The following is a 15,050-nucleotide window of genomic DNA, read 5'->3' on the forward strand; positions in this document are numbered from 1 at the left end:
CGCGAACGGGAGATTCCCCCCATGGGTCCCTACCTCCTCGGCCTGCGGCTTTCCGGCCGCCGGGTCCTCGTCGTGGGCGGCGGCCGCGTCGCGCAGCGACGGGTGCCCGCGCTGCTAGAGGCCGGTGCGGAGGTCACCGTCGTGTCGCCGGGCGTCACGCCCGCCCTCGACGATCTGATCGCCGCCGGAAGGGTCACGTGGCACGCCCGGCCTTACGAGGTCGGCGACTGCGACGGGGCCTGGCTCGTACAGGCCTGCACCGATGACAGGTCCGTCAACACCGCGGTCGCCGCCGAGGCGGAGGCCAAGCGCGTGTGGTGCGTGCGCGCCGACGACAAGGACGCCTCCGCCGCCTGGACACCCGCCACCGGGCGGGTTGACGAGGTCAGCGTGGCCGTCACCGCCGGCGGCGACCCGCGCCGGGCCGCCGGCATCAGGGACGCCGTGGTCGAGGCGCTGCGCGACGGCACCGTCGACGCCCGGCGCAACCGCACCAAGCCGGTCGGCGTCGCCCTCGTCGGCGGCGGTCCCGGCGACCCCGGCCTCATCACGGTGCGCGGGCGCCAGCTCCTCGCCCAGGCCGACGTGGTCGTCGCCGACCGCCTCGCGCCCCGCGCCCTGCTCGACGAGCTGGCCCCCGACGTGGAGCTCATCGACGCCGCCAAGGTGCCCTACGGCCGGTCGCTGTCCCAGGAGACGATCAACGAGCTGCTCGTGGATCGCGCCAGGCAGGGCAAGTTCGTCGTCCGGCTCAAGGGCGGAGACTCGTTCGTGTTCGGCCGCGGCGGCGAGGAGATGATCGCCTGCGCCGAGGCCGGCATCCCCGTGCTGGTCGTGCCCGGCATCACCAGCGCCGTCGCGGTGCCCGCCGCGGCCGGGGTGCCGGTGACCCACCGCGGCGTCAGCCAGGAGTTCCACGTCATCTCCGTGCACGTGGCGCCCGACGACCCCAAGTCCACCGTCGACTGGCCCGGCCTGGCCCGTTCCCAGGGCACGCTGGTGCTCATGATGGCCGTCGAGCGTCTGGCGAAGGTGGCCGAGACGCTCGTGCGCGACGGACGTTCGCCGGAGACTCCCGTAATGGTGGTACAGGACGGTACCCTTCCGACCCAGCGGGCGGTCATCGCTTCGCTTTCCACCGTGGCTGACCGCGTGTCCGCGGCTGGGATACGGCCGCCGGCGATCGTCATCGTCGGAGACGTCGTGCGGGTCGGCCAGGAGGTCGAGATGGTACGAGCGGAGCGCTTGCCGTGAACACGGCCATGGATGACGGGCGGCAGGAGTCACCTGGGGAGCAGACGTTGAGCTTCCGGCCGGTGACGGACGAGGACCTCGACCCGGAGGTCCGGGGCGACGACGGCCCAGACGGCGACCCCGACGGCCGCTCCGACGGCAGCCTCGGCGGCGGTCGCAGGGACGGGGCGTCGGCGCGGGGTCTGCGCGACGAGGCCGGCGATCCGCGGGAAGGCCGGGATGCATGGGAAGGCCGAGATGCGCGCGAGGAGCCGCCTGCTCGCCGGCCCTCCCTCTTCGAGAAGCCGGCCATCCTGCGGCGGCCCCCGTCCGGCGACGAGCCGTTCCCGGCGTTCCGGCCGTCGCCGCCCGCCTCCGACGAGCCCTCCTCCGAGCGGCCCTCCCTCTTCGTGAAGCCTGCCTCGCTCGGTGGGCCCGGCGCCGCGCCGGTCGCGGAGGAGGTGGAGGACACGCCGTCCTCGGACGTCTCTGAAGCGCCGTCCAACGACGCGGCCGATGAGAGCGAGCCCAAACCCGCGCCGGAGGCTCAGGCTGCCTCAGATCCCGAGGCCACCGTGGCCGATTCCGAGGCCGCGTCCGGGTCGGAGCCCGCAGCCGATCCCGACCCCCAACCCCACCTCGATCCTGAGCCCGCGTCCGACCCCGAGCCAGACCCCGAGCCCGAGCCCGCGTCCGATACCGCCCCGGAGCCGGAGTCCGACCCTGCCCTCGAGCCGCGGTCCGACACCGACACCCACCCCGAGCCGGAGTCCGACACCGACACCCACCCCGAGCCGGAGTCCGACACCGACACCCACCCCGAGCCGGAGTCCGACACCGACACCGACACCGACACCGAGTCCGAGTTCGGTTCCGCCTCCGAGCCGGAGTCCGAAGGCGAAGAGCCGGGCGATGAACAGGCGCAGCCGGGCGGGAAGCAAGAGGAACCGGCGGAGCAACGGGCGCAGCCGGGGGAGAGCCTGGAGGAGCTGCCGGCGGAGGCCGCGGAGGCGCTCATGGCGGCTCTCGACGCCCTCCGCGAAAGCGTCGCCGACCTCCGCTTCGGCCTCGACCTGCCCGGCTCGGAGGAGGCGAGGCAGGCCCAGGCGGACCTGCTGGCCCAGCTCGAGAACTACGTCCTGCCCCGGGTACGCACCCGCACGGCCCCGGCCCTCATCGTGATCGCGGGCTCGACCGGCGCGGGCAAGTCCACCCTGGTCAACAGCCTCGCCGAGAAGAACGTCTCGCGCACCGGCGTACGCCGCCCGACCACCGGCACCCCGGTCCTGGTCTGCCACCCGGAGGACCGGGAGTGGTTCGCGGAGGGCGAGCTGCTCGGCGGCCTCGAACGCCTCGACAAGCCGTCCCGCGAGGCCGGGATGGGCAGCCTGGTCATCGTCCCGACCGAGAAGCTCCCGCAGGGCGTCGCGCTGCTCGACACCCCCGACATCGACTCGGTGGTCGAGGAGCACCACGAGATCGCCCACCGCATGCTCGACGCCGCCGACCTGTGGATCTTCGTGACCACGGCCGCCCGCTACGCCGACGCCCCCGCGTGGAACCTGCTGCGCCTGGCCAAGGAGCGCGGCGCCCGCCTGGCCATCGTCCTGTCGCGGGTGCAGCAGCGCTCCGCGGACGTGGTGCTCAAGCACTTCGTCCGCATGCTCACCGAGTACGGCCTGGGCGACATCGACAGGTTCGTCATCCACGAGGCGAAGGTGACCGACGGCAGGCTGCCCGACGCCGAGGTGACCGACCTGCGGCTCTGGCTGGCCGAGCTGTCGGTGGACGAGGAGCGCCGGGCGCAGGCCGTACGCGAGACCCTCAACGGCGTGCTCAACAGCTTCCGCACCCGCGTTCCGGCGCTGGCCAAGCACCTGGAGGCGCAGGTGGCGTTCAGGGCCGAGCTGCGCGGCGACGTGGAGGCGGCCTTCCTGAGCGCGCTCAGCGAGATCGACAAGGCGTCCAGGAACGGCTCCCTGCTGCACGGCGAGGTGCTCGCCCGGTGGCAGGACTTCGCAGGGTCCGGCGACCTCGTACGCTCGCTGCAACTGCGCAAGCGCGGCCGGGCGGCCAAGCAGGCGCCGGAGCGGGTGCTGGCGTTCAAGGCGGCGATCCGCACCGGCCTGGAGTCGGTCATCGTCGCCGCCGCCAACCGCGCCTGCGAGGAGGTGGTGACGCGCTGGCGGCACCGCGCGGAGCTGGGGGCCAAGCTCGCGGAGGACCTCGACCGGCCGTCCGACGACCTCATCCGTCACACCGGGCGGGCCATCGCGTCCTGGCAGGAGCACCTGAGCGAGCTCGTACGCACCGAAGGCGTGGCCAAGCGGTCGGTGTCGAAGCTGGTCTCGTTCGACCCCGAGTCGCTCGCCGTGATCTTCATGGTCGCCATGTTCAGCGGGAGCAACGGCGAAGGCGTGCCGCACCGGCTGGTCAACGCCCTGCTCGGCGCCGAGTCGCTGCGCGGCATCGGGGCCAAGGCGCTCAGCGATCTGCGGGCCAGGCTCGGCATGCTGTTCGACGAGGAGGCCATGCGTTACGTGCACGCACTCGACTCCGCGGGCATCCCCGACGAGTCCGTCGCAACCCGGCTCTACCAGGCAACGTACAACCTCGAGGTCGCTCGATGACCACCACGACCACCAGGCCGGGGCTCGCTCCGCGGCTGACCGCGCTCACCAAGGTGGTGGAGCTGGGCCCGGGGCGGCTGGACAAGAAGCTGCTCGCCGAGTCCGGCACGCTGCTGCAGCGGGCCGGCAACCGGCTCAAGCTCTCCTCCGAGCACACCGTCGTCGCCCTTGCGGGCGGCACCGGCAGCGGCAAGTCGTCGCTGTTCAACGCGCTGTCGGGGCTGGAGCTCTCGCCGACCGGCGTGCGCAGGCCGACCACCGCCCGTACCCACGCCTGCGTGTGGGGGCTGGACGGGGCGGGGCCGCTGCTCGACTGGCTGCAGATCCAGTGGCGTCACCGCTTCTCCCGCGCCAGCGCGCTCGACAAGGCGGAAAGCCAGCTCCACGGGCTGATCCTGCTCGACCTGCCCGACCACGACTCGATCAGGGCGCTCACCGACACGGAGGCCGACCGGCTGATCGGGCTGGCCGACCTGGTGGTGTGGGTGCTGGACCCGCAGAAGTACGCCGACGCCTCCACGCACCGGCGCTACGTGACGGAGCTGGCGGGGCACGACGCGGTCACCGTGTTCGCGCTCAACCAGGCCGACCGGCTGACCACCGAGGAACTGGCCGAGCTGGTCATCGACCTCAACGACCTGCTGCGCAGGGAGGGCGTCGAGCACCCGAGCGTCGTACCGACCTCCGCGGTCACCGGCCGCGGCATCGAGAGCCTCAAGAGCGTCATCGCGACCGCGGTCGCCCGGAGGCGTGCCGCCATCCAGAAGCTCGAGGCCGACCTGCAGCGGCTGGAGCAGAAGCTCAGCCAGGCCATGCCGCTGGGTGAGGCGCTGTCCGCGCCCTCGGCGGTCGACGAGGCCCGCAGGATGGGGCTGACGGACGCGCTGTGCGACGCGGTCGGCGTGCCGGCCGTGGGCGAGGCCATGGAGAACGTGTACGCGGAGCGGTCGAGCCGGTGGGTCGGCTGGCCGTACCCGCGCTGGATCGGCAAGCTGCGCGGCGACCCGCTGAAGAGCCTGCGGCTCGACGACGTGAGCGAGGAGATCCGCGGCATCTCCACCACCTCGGTGAGCGCCCAGTCGGCCGAGGTCGCCAACGCGGTCCAGGCGCTGGCCGACGGGCTGTCCATGGGCATGCACCCGGTGTGGCGCACGGCCGTGCACCAGGCGGCCAGATCCCGCGCCGCCCAGCTCCCGCAGGCCCTCACGGAGGACCTCGCGGAGGTGGCGCCGCAGCTCGACCGCGTGCCGGGCTGGTGGCGGGCGCTCAAGGTGTGGCAGTACTTCCTGGTGGTGGCGTTCGTGGCCGGGCTGGCCTGGCTGGCGGTCGGGCTGCTCATGCCCGGCCAGCTCCCGCCGTCCCTGGAGCTGCTGGGCGACACGGCCACGCTGCCGTGGGTGGGGCTGATGATGGCCTCGGTGCTCGGGCTCGGCGCGCTGTCGGGCATCGCGTCCCGCAACTTCGTGGAGCTCGGGGCGTCCCGGGAGCGTGAGCGGGTCGAACGCGAGATGCGCCGCAGGGTCGCGGCGGTGGCGGGCACGATGGTGGTGGAGCCGGTGGAGCGGGAGCTGAGCCGTCACCATGCCTTCTACACGGCCATGAGGGATCTGTCGGTATGAGGTGAGGTGGGGCGGGCGGCCGGCGCTACGCGCTCCCACCGCCCCACCTGCCCTCGCACAGCCATCCATACGTCCACCAATCTCGCCCCGCATCCCCAGGTCCAGCACGCCTCGCCCCGCGTCCACAGGTCCAGCACGCCTCCCCCTCCATCCACCCCGCCCCTGGTACGGCCATCCGCAGCCGCCACCAGCCCTCGCATCCTCCTTCCACAGCCTCCGCCGCCCCCTCGCACTCCCATCCACAGAACCGTGTTCGGCCTCCCTCGTCCCCCACCCTCCACGGCACCGTGTTCCCCAGACCGCGGGCAGCCGGCCCGCCACATGGGAGGCATGGGATGAACGACATCTACATCACACTCACCGGCAACGTCGCGGCAGAGCCGAGGCAGTACAGCTTCGACGAGGGCGTCAAGGTCACTTCGCTGAGGGTGCTCACCACCCATCGCTACTTCGACAAGAAGACAGGCCAGTGGGTGGACGGGGAGAAGGTCTGCTTCGCGGTCCGCTGCTGGCGCGCACTGGGGGAGAACGTCGCGGCATCCGTACGGGCGGGCCAGCCCGTGGTGGTGTCGGGCAAGCTACGCATCCGCGAGTTCGGCGCCGAGGGGGATCGCCGCTTCATGCCCGAGATCGAGGCGAGCGCGGTAGGCCACGATCTGCGCTGGGGCACCGGCGCCTTCACCAAGCCGGAGCGGGGCGGAGGCGGGGCGGTGAGCAAGGAGATGCGCGACCGCCTGGACGAGGAAACCCGCGACTGGGCCATGGGCCCCCGCGCCCACCGCTCCCAGGCCCGCTCAGTCGCCCGCGACGAGCCCAACCCCTTCCACGCGGACGACGCCGTTGCGGAGAGGGCGCGACCTGTGAACGCCGACGATGGCCTGCCTCCCATGCCCGCTTCCAACGACGGCCCGGCGTCCGCACCGGAGCCGTTCGACGACGCGGCGAGCGTGTTCGAACCGGCAGCCGCCCACGCCTCGGGTTCGGGCGCCGACACGGCCGGCCAGCTGGGGTGGGGTGACGGCACGGCCGGCTCGCTGGGCTCGAGTGGCGACACGGCCGGCTCGCTGGGCTCGGGTGGCGACACGGCCGGCTCGCTGGGCTCGGGTGGCGACACGGCCGGCCCGCTGGGACCGGGCACCGACGCTGCCTTCCCGCTGGACTCCGAGGGCAGCCCCGCACGGAAGCGGGGGCCGAGGGGCGGCGCTGTCCGAGCAGTGGGAGTGGAGGGTGACACGGCCCGCATCCTGGGCGGCGACGCCGACGGGAAGGGACGCGCTGCGGGAAGCAAGAAGGCCGGCAGGGACGGCAAGCAGCTGACGATGGCAGAGAAGGCAGCGGCTTAGCAACGAGCACGCGCAGGGGGCACCGACCGCCACTGACGGTGCCCCCACCACCCCGCCACTGCGGCGTCTCCACTGACGGTGCCCCCACCACCCCGCCGCCTCGCCACTGCGGCGTCTCCACCGGTGGGTGCCTTCGCCAGTGGGGCGCTGAGCCAGTGGGTGCGGCGCCAGTGCGGTGCGGAGTCATCGCGTGCCCCGCCATGTCTGGCTGGTGAGAGGAGGGAGCGGAGAAACCGGACAGAGCGCAAGGAAGAAGCCGGGAGATTGTGCAGGGGAGCAGCAGCGGAGGGGCAATGGGAAGGACGGAGGGCGCCGTTAGAGGAGGGCAGAAGGGGCGCTGGTAGAGGAGGAGATCAGAGGTGCCGGTAGGGGAGATCAGAGGTGTCGGTAGGGGAGGGCAGAGGGGTGCCGGTTGGGGAGGGCGGAGGGGTGCCGGTAGGGGAGAGGGCGGAGGGGAGCGTAGCGGAGGGCGCGGGTAACAGCCGGGATGAAGGGGGGAGGGGGCACCGGCCGGGTCCCGTTGACACCCCGAGGGGCGGCCGATGGTGTGTTGCCCGCGTCAGATGGCTAGAGCATCTGTCAGGTCCAGGTCACGCCCCGCACCATGGCTGCTCCTTTCCAGCACTGCTCCTTGTCACGGCCCGCTCAAACAGCGAGCAGGTGTGGTCACTGCCAACGTATCGGTTCCCATCGCATAACGCACACTCCGCAATTATTGTGTTACACATCGTTAGTCGGAGAGGGGACAAGATGGCGGTGACCAGTCACGCATCGATAAAGTCTCGCGACGGTGTGTCAACGCTGGCCGACCGCTGGCCGTTGCTAGGGCAACGTCGGTCGCTTGTCATCTATTTGTGTGCGATTGTCGCTCTCGATCTTGCGGCGATCGTGACGCTCTCGGCGTTCACGGTCTTCCAGTGGCGGGACGCGCTCACGTTCGCCGCTCTCATGGGCTGTGGCGCGGTGTGCATCGAGGCGAGCAGGCGGCTGGGCATGCCCGCCGGTGTGTCACGTGACCTGTTGTCGGCCTGGTGGTTGCCGGTGGCGCTGCTCTTGCCGCCGGTATATGCCCTTTTCGCGCCTATTGTGCTGCAGATACTGCTCCAGGTGCGCGTGCGGGCGACGGTGGTCTATCGCCGGGTGTTCAGCTCCGCGGCCATCGGCCTGGCCGGGTGTACGGCGTCCATCGTGTTCCACGGGCTCGTGGAGGATCCATGGGCGCTGTCGCAGGGCAGCGGGCCGCCGATCCTCTTCGCGGTGCTGGCCGCCGTGCTGTTCTCCCTGCTCAACATCGCTCTCATCGCCATCGCCGCGCATACGGCCAACCCCGACAGCGCCTGGCGGGAGGTGCTGTGGGACAGGGAGAGCGTGATGCTCGACGTCGTGGAGCTCTGCCTGGGCGTCATCGTCTCCATCGGCTGCGGCCTCAACCTCGGCCTGCTGATTCTCACGCTGCCGCCCGTGGTGCTGCTGCAGCGCAGCCTCCTGCACGCCCAGCTCCAGGCCGCGGCCCGTACCGATGCCAAGACCGGGCTGCTCAACGCGGCGGCCTGGCAGCGCGAGGCCGACACCGAGATCGTCCGGGCCCGCCGCACCGGCGACACCCTGGCCCTCCTGATCATCGACATCGACCACTTCAAACGCGTCAACGATGCCCACGGCCACCTCGTCGGCGATCAGGTGCTGGTCGGGGTGGCCTCCATGCTGCGCAGCCAGTTGCGCGACTACGACGTGGTGGGCAGGTTCGGGGGTGAGGAGTTCGTGGTCCTGTTGCCGGGGGCCGACATCGACGAGGCCCGCCGGGTGGCGGAGCGCCTGCGCGTCCGCATCGGTCACATGGCCATCCCCGTGGACGACACCCTGGTCAGGGTCACGATCTCGGCCGGGGTGGCGCTGATGAGCGTCCATGGTGACGATCTGATCGACCTGCTTGCGGCGGCCGACCTGGCTCTCTACCGCGCCAAGGAGCTGGGCCGGGACCGCGTCTGCATCCCCGCCGTCCAACCTCCGCCCCACCCCCTCCCCAACGACCCCTCCACCCCGTAGCCCCTCCCCAACGACCCCTCCACCCCGTAGCCCCTCCCTCGTCCCGTTCCCCCGCTCTCGCTGCCACGCGCAGACGCTCCGGCATCCGCGCCTCCTCCGTCGTGCATCCGGGCCGCCCGCTTCTGTCTCGCCGGGGTGGAAGGGCGGCGACCGGAGAGGAGCGGCGGAAGCCTGGGTTGGGAGCCCCTAAGCTAGAGAGCATGCCGGAGTACATCTACACGCTGCAGCGCGTGCGCAAGGCGCACGGCGACAAGGTTGTGCTTGACGACGTCACGCTGTCGTTCCTGCCCGGGGTCAAGATCGGTGTCCTGGGGCCGAACGGCACCGGAAAGTCGACGCTGCTCCGGATGATGGCCGGCCTGGAGCAGCCGTCCAACGGTGATGCCAAGCTCATGCCGGGTTTCACGGTGGGCATGCTCCAGCAGGAGCCGCCGCTCAACGAGGAGAAGACCGTCCTCGGCAACGTGCAGGAAGGCGTCGCCGAGACGATGGCGATGCTCCAGCGCTACAACGACATCGCCGAGCAGATGGCCACCGACTACAGCGACGAGCTGCTGGACGAGATGGGCAAGCTGCAGGACCAGCTTGAGCACCGCAACGCGTGGGATCTCGACAGCCAGCTCGAGCAGGCCATGGACGCGCTGCGCTGCCCGCCGCCCGACGCCGAGGTGAGCAAGCTGTCCGGTGGTGAGCGGCGCCGGGTCGCGCTGTGCAAGCTGCTGCTTGAGGCGCCCGACCTGCTGCTGCTCGACGAGCCCACCAACCACCTCGACGCCGAGAGCGTGCAGTGGCTGGAGTCGCACCTGGAGAAGTACGCGGGCACGGTGCTGGCCGTCACCCACGACCGGTACTTCCTCGACAACGTCGCCACCTGGATCCTCGAGCTCGACCGGGGCCGGTGCTACCCGTACGAGGGCAACTACTCCACGTACCTCGACATGAAGGCGCAGCGGCTCAAGGTCGAGGGCCAGAAGGACGCCAAGCGCAAGAAGCGCCTGGAGGACGAGCTGGAGTGGGTCAGGTCGAACCCCAAGGCCCGCCAGACCAAGAGCAAGGCCCGACTCCAGCGGTACGAGGAGATGGCCGCCGAGGCCGACAAGTTCCGCAAGCTGGACTTCGAAGAGATCCAGATCCCGCCGGGCCCGCGCCTGGGCACCACGGTGATCAAGGCCGACGAGCTCACCAAGGGCTTCGGCGAGCGGCTGCTCATGGAGAACCTGACGTTCGACCTGCCGCGTAACGGCATCGTCGGTGTCATCGGCCCGAACGGCGTCGGCAAGACCACGCTGTTCCGCATGATCACCGGTGGGGAGACCCCCGACACGGGCTCGATCACGATCGGCGACACCGTGAAGATCTCCTACGCCGACCAGAGCCGTGGCGGCATCGACCCGACCAAGAACGTCTGGGAGGTCGTCTCCGACGGGCTCGACCACATCAAGGTCGGCAACGTGGAGATGCCGTCGCGGGCGTACATCGCGGCGTTCGGTTTCAAGGGCCCCGACCAGCAGAAGAAGGCCGGCGTGCTGTCCGGTGGCGAGCGCAACCGGCTCAACCTGGCGCTCACGCTCAAGCAGGGCGGCAACGTGCTGCTGCTGGACGAGCCCACCAACGACCTCGACACCGAGACCCTGTCGTCGCTGGAGAACGCGCTGCTCGACTTCCCGGGCTGTGCCGTGATCACCTCGCACGACCGGTGGTTCCTCGACCGCATCGCGACCCACATCCTGGCCTGGGAGGAAGGGTCCAACTGGTTCTGGTTCGAGGGCAACTTCGCGGACTACGAGAAGAACAAGATCGAGCGGCTGGGCGCCGACGCGGCACGTCCGCACCGGGTGACCTACCGCAAGCTGCACCGCGACTGATATCGGCTGCGGCCGGCTGACAACCCGTGGATCATGCCCCTGGCGGCGTGATCCACGGGTTGTCCGCATGTGGGCGGCTGTCCGGCTGTGCGGGAGGAGCTCGCGGAGGCAAGGAGCCGGCCGGCGGATGGAGACCGCGGCCGGGACGGCTGCTCAGGGATTGGTCAGAGCGGCTTGCGCGACGGCAGGGTGCTGATCGTCCCCGGTACGGCGGGCGAGCGCGAGCACGCAGCCGAGCGTGAGGACGAGCAGGGCGATGTAGTACCCCACGACGGGCCAGTGGCTGCCGCCCCCGCTGATCAGCAGCCACTGGGCGACCAGCGGGGTGGACCCGCCGATGATCGTGCTGCAGAGCTGGTAGGAGACGGAGATGCCGGTGTAGCGCACGCGTACGGGAAACGCCTGGGCCAGGAAGTTGGCGAGCAACGCGTAGTACGAGGCCCCGGTGACCACGCTGAGCGCGAGGGCGACCCCGACCAGGAGCGCGTCCCGGCTCGTGATCAGCAGGAACATCGGGACGGCGACCAGGATGTTGCCGGCCAGGGCGCCCGCCATGACCCGCACGGCGCCGACCCTGCGGGCGACGAGGGCGGCGACAGGTTGCCAGAAGAACTGCAGGATGAAGATGACCAGCAGGATGTCCAGCATGGTCTGGCGGGCGATGCCGAGGTCGGTGGTGGCCCACGACACGACGAACGTGTTCGTGAAGTAGGCCGCGGAGATTCCCAGCGCACTCGCCCCGATACCGAGGACGACCAGCGGCCATGCCGTCCGGAACAACGTCACGAGAGGCACCCTGACGGCCGGCTCCGCCTCGCGTGCCGCGCGGAACTCGGCGGGCTCGTGCACCGTGAGCCGGATCACCAGCCCGATCACCACGAGCAGCACCGACAGCAGGAACGGCACGCGCCAGCCCCACTCCAGGAAGGCACCGTCGGGCAGCCGCCCCACCACGAGGAAGACGAGGGTGGCCAGGATGGCGCCGGCGGGCGAGCCCTGCTGCACCCACATGCCGGCCATGCCGCGCCGCCCCTGCGCGGTGCTCTCGGTGGCCATCAGGACGGCCCCGCCCCATTCGCCGCCCACCGCGATGCCCTGCAGGGCACGGAGCAGGACGAGCAACAGCGGCGCCGCGTACCCGATGGACGCGTAGGTGGGCAGCACGCCGATCAGCGTGGTGGCCGATCCCATCAGGATCAGGGTGATGACCAGGACGTTCTTGCGCCCGATGCGATCACCGACGTGCCCGAACACGATGCCGCCGAGCGGGCGGGCCAGGAATCCGACCCAGAACGTGGCGAACGCCGCCAGCGTCCCGGTCCCGCTGTCGGACTCGGGGAAGAACAGGGTGCCGAAGACCAGGGCCGAAGCGGTGCCGAAGATGAAGAAGTCGTACCACTCGACCGCCGTGCCGATGAACGAGGCGATCGTGGCGCGTCTGCTGTGACGCGCGGCGGGGGTGCTGTCGGGCATGGTGCGGATCCTTTTGATGCGCGCAGGAGAAGGATCGGGCGTGGCGGGTGTGGGCACGTCCGTGGTGTCGCCCGCTCCCCCGAACACGGCGACGTGATCAGCCCGTCAAGTTTGCGCGACCCCAGGGGATACAGTCCAGTACCTGTGTGTGCCTGGCCATCATGCGTGGGGCTCATGATGTACGGCGAGTGCCGAGCTGTTGCCGCGCCGTGATGGACTGCGAGCGTCCCCGCCCGGAGCGCTCCCCGCGATGCCGCGCGCCCCAAGCTGCCGCTCCCCGCGGTGCAGCACCGCGATGTCGGTGAGCCGGCCGCCGAGGATGGAGGCGGTCGCGCCGGCCACGGCCGCCGCGCCTGACACGGCGCCGTACGTGGTCAGCGTCATGTCGAGATCTTCGAGCAGCAGGGGGACGACGGGCGCGATCTGCCCTTCGTAGGAGCCGATGAGGATGGCCGGCACGGCCATCGTGAGGGATCTTCATGCGGCGGGCGCCGGTCGGGTACTCGTCGAGCTCACGGACGTAGGACGGCCTCATGGCTAGCCTTTCTGGTCGGGCTGGACCCCCGTACGTTCTAGAAGTTCACTCTAGAATCCCTTTCTGTGATGCTGCTCCGCGCGCCGAGTGCCCGTCAAAGGTGAGCGGCTAGAATGAAATTCTAGGATTCCGAATGTGAGGAGCCCCCGCGTGGACCTGGAACTGGACGGGCTGGAAGTACACTTCGACCACACGGCCGTGGCCGCGCCCCGGATCAGGGATCTGCTGCCGATCTACCGTGACCTGCTCGGCGGCCGTCACCTGGGCGGCGGTGGTGACAACCGGATCGCCGGCTACCGGACCCTGCAGCTCACCTACGGCAACGGCAACAAGGTCGAGCTCATGGAGCCCCTGGCCGGGTCCACGTTCTTCGACAGCTTCTTCGAGCTCACGAGGGGCCGGGGCGGCGTCCACCACCTGAACTTCCACGTCGACGACCTGGACGCGGCCGTGGCCAGGCTGACCGGACGCGGCTATCGCCTGCACGGGCTCAACCGCTCCGACGCGCGCTGGCAGGAGGTGTTCCTGCACCCCAAGGAGGCGCACGGCGTGCTGATCCAGCTCGCCCAGCCGGGGCGCCGCGACCCGCACGAGCCGCGCCCGGCCCTGGAGGAGGTGCTGGCCGGACGGGGCAGGAACGGCAACGGCATCCCGAGCCCTTGAGCCCCGGCAGAACTTAGATCTAGAGTGTGATTCTAGAACTAGGATTGGGGAGGCCGATGAAGCCGGCACCTAAGCCCACACCGGAGACCCAGCCGTTCTGGGACGGCACGGCCGCGGGCGAGCTGAGGATCCAGCGCTGCAAACCGTGCGCGCGGCACTACTTCTACCCACGGCCGAGCTGCCCCCGCTGCGGCGGCGACGAGGTCGAATGGGTGCGCGCCAGCGGTCGCGCCACCCTGTACTCCTACGTGATCAACCACCGCCCGGCGCCCGGCTTCGAGGACGAGGCCCCGTACGCCATCGCCGTCGTCGAGCTGGAGGAGGGCGTGCGCATGATGACGAACCTCGTCGGCGTGCCGAACACCCCTGAACACCTGGAGCTGGACATGGAGCTCCGGGTGGTGTTCGAGCGGCGCGGGGACGTCAGCGTGCCGCTCTTCGAGCCGGTGGGAGGCGCCGGATGACCGTCGTGATCGCGGGTGCCGCCGAGACCGACGAGGTGGGCCGCCTGCCCGGCCACTCCACGATGCAACTGCACCTGGAGGCCGCCAGGAACGCCCTCGCCGATGCGAACATGACCATCCACGACATCGACGGCGTCGCCACGGTCGGCACCCCCGGCCCGATCCAGATCGCCCACGCCCTCGGCATCACACCCGCCTGGCTGGACGGCACGGGGGTGGGCGGCTCGTCGTTCCTGTTCCACGTCCGCCACGCGGCCGCGGCCATCAAGGCGGGGCTGTGCCGTACCGTGCTGATCACCCATGGGGAGTCGGGGCGGTCGCGGGTCGGGGCAGGGCGGTTCGGGCTGGGGGCCGACTCGTTGCTGGGGCAGTTCGAGCTGCCGTACGGGGTGGTCGGGCCGCCCACCTCGTTCACCATCACGGCGCTGCGCTACATGAAGGAGACCGGCCTCACGCACGAGCAGCTCGCCGAGGTCGCGGTGGCGCAGCGGCGGTGGGCGCACCGCAACCCGCGCGCCCTGTACCGCGACCTCATCACGGTCGAGGACGTGCTCGCGTCGCGGCTGGTGGCCTACCCGTTCCACCTGCTGGAGTGCTGCCTGGTGACCGACGGCGGCGGCGCGCTGATCGTCACCTCCGCGGAGCGCGCCCGCCGCTCCCCGGTCCACCTGCTGGGCTCGGGTGAGGCCGCCGAGTCGCCGATCATCTCGCAGATGGAGGACTTCACCACCTCCAAGGGCTTCCGCCTGTCGGGCGAGGCCGCCTTCGCCGAGGCCAAGATCACCCACGAGGACGTGGACCACCTCATGGTGTACGACGCCTTCGCCCACGTGCCCATCTACGGCCTGGAGGACCTGGGCTTCGTCGGCCGGGGCGAGGCCGGCGCGTTCATCGCGGAAGGGCACACCTCGCCCGGCGGACGGCTGCCGCTGAACACCAACGGCGGCGGCCTGTCGTACACGCACACCGGCATGTACGGCATGTTCGCCATCCAGGAGTCGGTACGCCAGCTCCGCGGCGAGGCGGCGGCCCAGGTGCCGGACGTGGAGGTGAGCGTGGTGCTGGGCAACGGCGGCATGTTCGCCTCGGCCGCGACCCTGGTGCTCGCCAACCGCCTGCCCTGAGGTGGCACGGGATGGAACGCCCTCCTGGGTAGAGGGACACTCTGCCCAGGAGGAG

Annotated in this window: 11 protein-coding genes; 9 read left to right on the forward strand and 2 right to left on the reverse strand. The window is 70.8% G+C overall.

Annotation, left to right across the window (positions count from 1 at the left end; translation table 11 throughout):
• Nucleotides 1-21 precede the first annotated feature (21 nt).
• The 6 genes from cobA to ettA all read left to right on the forward strand — a co-directional run bounded on the left by cobA (nt 22) and on the right by ettA (nt 10,736).
• Nucleotides 22-1,254 (forward strand): uroporphyrinogen-III C-methyltransferase, encoded by a 1,233-nt coding sequence (gene cobA, locus ACBJ32_RS44165; RefSeq protein WP_357877726.1) that lies wholly within the window; start codon nt 22-24, stop codon nt 1,252-1,254.
• Nucleotides 1,251-3,863: a dynamin family protein gene (locus ACBJ32_RS44170; protein WP_375131916.1), complete on the forward strand. Its 2,613-nt coding sequence runs from the start codon at nt 1,251-1,253 to the stop codon at nt 3,861-3,863. Before cobA ends, ACBJ32_RS44170 begins: the two co-directional genes overlap by 4 nt.
• A complete protein-coding gene (locus tag ACBJ32_RS44175; RefSeq protein WP_375131917.1) occupies nt 3,860-5,482 on the forward strand; it encodes a GTP-binding protein in 1,623 nt (540 codons plus the stop codon). The genes ACBJ32_RS44170 and ACBJ32_RS44175 overlap by 4 nt, the downstream gene beginning before the upstream one ends.
• A 335-nt stretch (nt 5,483-5,817) precedes the next feature.
• A complete protein-coding gene (locus ACBJ32_RS44180) occupies nt 5,818-6,825 on the forward strand; it encodes a single-stranded DNA-binding protein (protein ID WP_375131918.1) in 1,008 nt (335 codons plus the stop codon).
• Between the two features lie 888 nt (nt 6,826-7,713).
• Nucleotides 7,714-8,871, forward strand: coding sequence for a GGDEF domain-containing protein (locus tag ACBJ32_RS44185; RefSeq protein ID WP_375131919.1), 1,158 nt, complete (start codon nt 7,714-7,716; stop codon nt 8,869-8,871).
• A gap of 200 nt (nt 8,872-9,071) precedes the next feature.
• Nucleotides 9,072-10,736: an energy-dependent translational throttle protein EttA gene (gene ettA / locus ACBJ32_RS44190; RefSeq protein ID WP_375131920.1), complete on the forward strand. Its 1,665-nt coding sequence runs from the start codon at nt 9,072-9,074 to the stop codon at nt 10,734-10,736.
• Nucleotides 10,737-10,889: 153 nt separating this feature from the next.
• On the opposite strand, the gene ACBJ32_RS44195 is transcribed toward ettA, so the two are convergent.
• On the reverse strand, nt 10,890-12,209 hold the full coding sequence (locus tag ACBJ32_RS44195) for an MFS transporter (protein WP_375131921.1): 1,320 nt from the start codon (nt 12,207-12,209) through the stop codon (nt 10,890-10,892).
• Between the two features lie 159 nt (nt 12,210-12,368).
• A complete protein-coding gene (locus ACBJ32_RS44200) occupies nt 12,369-12,674 on the reverse strand; it encodes a hypothetical protein (protein WP_375131922.1) in 306 nt (101 codons plus the stop codon).
• 220 nt (nt 12,675-12,894) lie between these two features.
• On the opposite strand from ACBJ32_RS44200, the gene ACBJ32_RS44205 reads away from it, so the two are divergent.
• Genes ACBJ32_RS44205 through ACBJ32_RS44215 form a run of 3 tightly spaced genes read left to right on the forward strand, consistent with a single transcriptional unit; the run spans nt 12,895 to nt 14,995 of the window.
• Nucleotides 12,895-13,407 carry a VOC family protein gene (locus ACBJ32_RS44205; RefSeq protein ID WP_375131923.1) on the forward strand — a complete coding sequence of 171 codons (513 nt, stop codon included), beginning with the start codon at nt 12,895-12,897 and terminating at the stop codon, nt 13,405-13,407.
• 56 nt (nt 13,408-13,463) lie between these two features.
• On the forward strand, nt 13,464-13,871 hold the full coding sequence (locus ACBJ32_RS44210; RefSeq protein ID WP_357877700.1) for a Zn-ribbon domain-containing OB-fold protein: 408 nt from the start codon (nt 13,464-13,466) through the stop codon (nt 13,869-13,871).
• Nucleotides 13,868-14,995 carry a thiolase gene (locus ACBJ32_RS44215; RefSeq protein WP_375131924.1) on the forward strand — a complete coding sequence of 376 codons (1,128 nt, stop codon included), beginning with the start codon at nt 13,868-13,870 and terminating at the stop codon, nt 14,993-14,995. The genes ACBJ32_RS44210 and ACBJ32_RS44215 overlap by 4 nt, the downstream gene beginning before the upstream one ends.
• The last annotated feature ends 55 nt before the right edge of the window (nt 14,996-15,050 follow it).

The sequence above is a fragment of the Nonomuraea sp. GTA35 genome (assembly GCF_041950525.1).
GTDB lineage: Bacteria > Actinomycetota > Actinomycetes > Streptosporangiales > Streptosporangiaceae > Nonomuraea.

Bases quoted from the DNA above. Each gene is read 5' to 3' on its own strand.
- ACBJ32_RS44195 (WP_375131921.1), bottom strand. From the start codon at position 12,209: ATGCCCGACAGCACCCCCGCCGCGCGTCACAGCAGACGCGCCACGATC.
- ACBJ32_RS44210 (WP_357877700.1), top strand. From the start codon at position 13,464: ATGAAGCCGGCACCTAAGCCCACACCGGAGACCCAGCCGTTCTGGGAC.
- ACBJ32_RS44175 (WP_375131917.1), top strand. From the start codon at position 3,860: ATGACCACCACGACCACCAGGCCGGGGCTCGCTCCGCGGCTGACCGCG.
- cobA (WP_357877726.1), top strand. From the start codon at position 22: ATGGGTCCCTACCTCCTCGGCCTGCGGCTTTCCGGCCGCCGGGTCCTC.
- ACBJ32_RS44215 (WP_375131924.1), top strand. From the start codon at position 13,868: ATGACCGTCGTGATCGCGGGTGCCGCCGAGACCGACGAGGTGGGCCGC.
- ettA (WP_375131920.1), top strand. From the start codon at position 9,072: ATGCCGGAGTACATCTACACGCTGCAGCGCGTGCGCAAGGCGCACGGC.
- ACBJ32_RS44180 (WP_375131918.1), top strand. From the start codon at position 5,818: ATGAACGACATCTACATCACACTCACCGGCAACGTCGCGGCAGAGCCG.
- ACBJ32_RS44200 (WP_375131922.1), bottom strand. From the start codon at position 12,674: ATGGCCGTGCCGGCCATCCTCATCGGCTCCTACGAAGGGCAGATCGCG.